This window comes from Vallitalea sediminicola (assembly GCF_054408565.1).
The window spans coordinates 1-4,105 of sequence record NZ_BTPT01000107.1; the positions used below are offsets into that span (position 1 = coordinate 1).

A 4,105-nucleotide genomic window follows, 5' to 3' on the forward strand; every position below is an offset into this window, starting at 1 on the left:
AACTTACCCTTATGGAAAGTATATGAAATGGCTAATTGTAGGAAAGGGACATGGCGTTCAACAATGATGCTAAATATTGTGCTTACAAATAAAGAAATAGTAAATCTAGGTTATATGACCATGACTCACTATTACTTGAAAATACGTGAAAACTAGAGAACCGCCGTATACCGAACGGTACGTACGGTGGTGTGAGAGGTCGGAATATCAATTAATGATATTCCTCCTACTCGATTGTTATCTGAAATAAGCTACAGATTAAGATCTGTTCATATTTATCAATTTGTAAGGTTTATTTAAGGTTTAGTTTAATCACATGAAAGTTTGGAATGCTATAATCTTTCTTGTAATCAAAAAAAGGAGGTAGACTTAGATGATTTCTTGGGAACTAAAAAAGATATTTAAAGCTAAAATAGGTTTGATAATTATTGCATTATTCATTTTCCTGTCTGGAATTATGTTTTTAATAAAACCTACACTAGAAACAGAAAATTCATATAGGGATGAAAACTATAGATTAGTTATAGATACAAGACCTAAACAAGAGATTGCACAAGAAAAATATAATAACAAAATAATACAGATGAAGCAGATTGCAGATGTATCCGAAAATGATGAAGTAGTTAATAATTTTTCTAATAAAGTGAAAGAACAACTAAAAAATATTAAATATGAAGAGTACAAAGATGTAGATTTCTACAAAGTCATGGATTATAAAGTAGACTATCCATTAATGTCAGCTATCATAATTATTATTTTGATTTTAATATTCTCTAATATATATACAGATGAAAAGATTTCAGGTGTAGACAATATAATACTATCATCCAAAAACAAACTCAAGGCATTATATTCAAAAGTAGCATTAGCAGTAACATTACCTATTGTACTGTATAGTATTTATTTGTTGGTTACTTTCATAATAACTATGGTTCAATATGGTTTGCCTGTAAATGGAGAATTGGGAGTATTTCGAATATCTGACATGGGATTTCTTTTTAATAAGGCTTATACCATTAATGAGTATCTACTATTAAAAATTATGACAATGACAGGTGTATTCATCAGTATATCAGTAGCAGCTTGTTTTTTTTCATTGATATCCTCTACTTCTTTGGCATCTATAAGTGCTGTTCTAATATTCATGGGTCTAGGTAGAGTATGTACCCTCATGAAATTTTTACCTTATCCATTGCTTAGTATACTGACAAAAGGAAATTATGAAGAGCTAATACTTTATCCTGATAGATTCATTGGAATGTATGCTGGAGAAATTAGTATATTGGGAAGAGATTTTGGAGTAATCAATGTGTGCAATGTTGTTCTGATAGCGACTATTTTCACAGGAATTTTATTTAGTGTGTTGGCGATCAAGAAAAAATTGAATAGATAATATGAGGAGGAGAGTCATGAATAGATTAGAAATACAAAATATAACTAAAACATATGGTAAAAAAAATGCGAATGATAATATAAACATAATACTTGAAAATGGTGTATATGGACTTCTAGGACCTAATGGTTCTGGAAAGACTACTTTGATGAAACAAATAACTACATTGACTACACCTTCTAAAGGTGAAATAAAATACAACGGTAAAAATATAGTCAACCTAGATGATGAATATAGGACATTAATAGGGTATCTTCCACAGGAATTTGGAGTATACAAAAATTTTTCAGCAAAGCAATTCTTACAATATGTTGCAGCACTAAAAGGATTAAATTCAAAGAAATCGTCAAAGAAAATTGCAGAACTACTTAACATTGTGGGATTATTTGAAGTAAGAAATAAACAAGTTGGTAAGTTTTCAGGTGGTATGAAAAGAAGAGTTGGAATCGCACAAGCCTTATTAAACGATCCTAAGATTTTAATATTAGATGAACCTACAGCAGGGTTAGACCCCCAAGAAAGAGCTAGATTTAGAAATCTTATATCCCAGATATCAAGAGATAAGATTATTATATTATCTACACATATAATTTCTGATATAGAATCTATAGCAAAAGAAACTATTATGATAAAAGAAGGCGCAATATTGATGAAAGGAACTCATAAGGATATCCTTGGAGCTATGGAAGGTAATGTATATACCATTAGGACTGCTAGTGAAGAAGAGGTTCATGAGATACAAAATAAATATAAAACAGTAAATATTCAACGAGGGGTTAATGATATAGAACTTAGAGTCATAAGTGACAAGATGCCTCATTATAAAGAAACACAAGTAGTAGAGCCTAAGTTTGAAGATGTCTATATGTTCTACTTTGATCTGGAAAATACTACGGAGGTGTAATAATGGGAACATTGATAAAATTAGAAATGAAAAAGATATTTTTTAAGAAGTCTATATTTATTGTATGGTTAGGAATATTATTTATAAGTTATATAACTATAAGGGAATTTGCTATAAGAGAAACTTATGCAGACATATTTAATAAAGGATATGGTCTTGTTCCTTTGATGGGAGTAATCATGTTCATGGTGTTTTCTGGAGCATACACTATGGAATATAGTTCAAATATGGCAGGTTTTATAAAAACGACGATTAATGGTAAAAGAAAAATTATATTAGCAAAATCAATAGCTGCAGGAATCTCTGCATCAATAATAAATGTATCCGTCTTTTTGACTGTATGCATATCTGCTTTAACCAAGTTTCAATTTGAAGAATTGGATTTGCCTCTTAAAGAGCTTTGGTATTTTGGTAAAAGTGGTTCAGAGCTTACTGTTCTACAGATGATTTTGATTATGATTGTGACTATAATAATAAGTTCTTTTTTCTTTGCACAAATAGGATTATTTTTATCATCAGTTAGTAAGTCAGCTGCGATTCCATTCATATTTGGCGGAGTTATTATGGGAATACCATATCTATTTGAAGGGCTCATTAGAAAAAATGGATTAGTAGACTATCTAGGACTTACACCTCTTTGGGGAATGATGAGTTGTCAGCTTGTAAGATTCAAGGTACCACTAGAGATAATAATTATTCTTATAGTAATATATATAGTAGGATTTATAGCATTGCCTGTGCTTACTTATAAGGTGTTTATAAAAGAAAATAACTAGGAGGAAAAAATAATGAGAAAGATAGTTTTACTAATAATGACTATAGTAATAACAAGTTATATTTTTGTGGGATGTAAGGAATTAGAAAAACTTGATAGAGATAAAAATGTTGTAGCTAATATTGAGGTAAGTGATAATAACTATACAGATAGAGATAATGTAGAGGTAGCTAATGATGAACAATTTGAGATATACTTGACAGGTACGACATATAGTATGTTTAGTAAGCGAAGTTTACTAATTCAAGTAGAAAATAAAACGGATAAAGATGTATCTATAAAAATCCAATCTGCAACTATAGATGGAAAAGAACAACAGGCAGTATATACAGAAGAAAAAATAGCAGCCAAGGAAAAAACAAGATCTGGAGCCATTGTTTTTAACGAAAAATTAGATTTTGAAACGTCTGCTGGAGAAGTAGTAGTATATGAAAGTAATAGTGAAAATATACTTGGAACATATAAATATAATATAAAAATAGTAGACTTGGAATAAAATGTTTGAAACCTGATGTTAAAATATCAGGTTTTTTGATATACTAAAAAGGTACATTAAAAGTATGAATAATAGGAGCGTGAGACATTGGATAACTTAATAAGAGATAAAAAAATATTAGTTGTAGATGATGAAAAAGACTTGTTAAAATTATTATATACAGTATTTACCAAAGAAGGTTTTAGAAAGATATATACTGCAGAAACAGGTCAGAAAGGTCTTGAATTGTTTGAAAATGTGAAACCTGATATTATCTTACTAGATATTATGCTTCCAGATAAGGAAGGATATGAGATATGTAAGAAAATAAGAGAAACCTCAACAGTACCTATATTATTTTTATCTGCTAAGTCAGAGGAAGTTGATAAAATATTAGGATTCGCTCTAGGCGGGGATGACTATGTTACAAAACCTTTCAGTCCAAAAGAGGTAGCTTATAGAGTTAAAGCACATCTTAGAAGAAGTTCAATGAATGAGAATAATGAGGATAAAGAAATATCCTTTGGTCCTTTTTTAATAAATGAAAATACTAATCCC

At 29.7% G+C, this 4,105-nt stretch carries 5 protein-coding genes; all 5 read left to right on the forward strand.

Annotation, left to right across the window (positions count from 1 at the left end; all coding sequences use genetic code 11):
• Window positions 1-373 precede the first annotated feature (373 nt).
• Entirely contained in the window at window positions 374-1,393 is a 1,020-nt protein-coding gene (locus ACX6CF_RS25660; RefSeq protein ID WP_458788234.1) for a hypothetical protein, read from the forward strand.
• 16 nt (window positions 1,394-1,409) lie between these two features.
• Entirely contained in the window at window positions 1,410-2,297 is an 888-nt protein-coding gene (locus tag ACX6CF_RS25665) for an ABC transporter ATP-binding protein (RefSeq protein ID WP_458788235.1), read from the forward strand.
• Window positions 2,298-2,299: 2 nt separating this feature from the next.
• Window positions 2,300-3,073: a hypothetical protein gene (locus ACX6CF_RS25670; protein ID WP_458788236.1), complete on the forward strand. Its 774-nt coding sequence runs from the start codon at window positions 2,300-2,302 to the stop codon at window positions 3,071-3,073.
• Between the two features lie 12 nt (window positions 3,074-3,085).
• Window positions 3,086-3,568, forward strand: a complete 483-nt coding sequence (locus ACX6CF_RS25675; RefSeq protein WP_458788237.1) for a hypothetical protein — start codon at window positions 3,086-3,088, stop codon at window positions 3,566-3,568.
• 87 nt (window positions 3,569-3,655) lie between these two features.
• Window positions 3,656-4,105, forward strand: a 450-nt coding sequence (locus ACX6CF_RS25680; RefSeq protein WP_458788238.1) for a response regulator transcription factor, incomplete at its 3' end; no start/stop codon positions are given.

Excerpts from the sequence above, each read along its gene's own strand:
- ACX6CF_RS25660 (WP_458788234.1), top strand. The coding sequence starts at position 374 with ATGATTTCTTGGGAACTAAAAAAGATATTTAAAGCTAAAATAGGTTTG.
- ACX6CF_RS25665 (WP_458788235.1), top strand. The coding sequence starts at position 1,410 with ATGAATAGATTAGAAATACAAAATATAACTAAAACATATGGTAAAAAA.
- ACX6CF_RS25670 (WP_458788236.1), top strand. The coding sequence starts at position 2,300 with ATGGGAACATTGATAAAATTAGAAATGAAAAAGATATTTTTTAAGAAG.
- ACX6CF_RS25675 (WP_458788237.1), top strand. The coding sequence starts at position 3,086 with ATGAGAAAGATAGTTTTACTAATAATGACTATAGTAATAACAAGTTAT.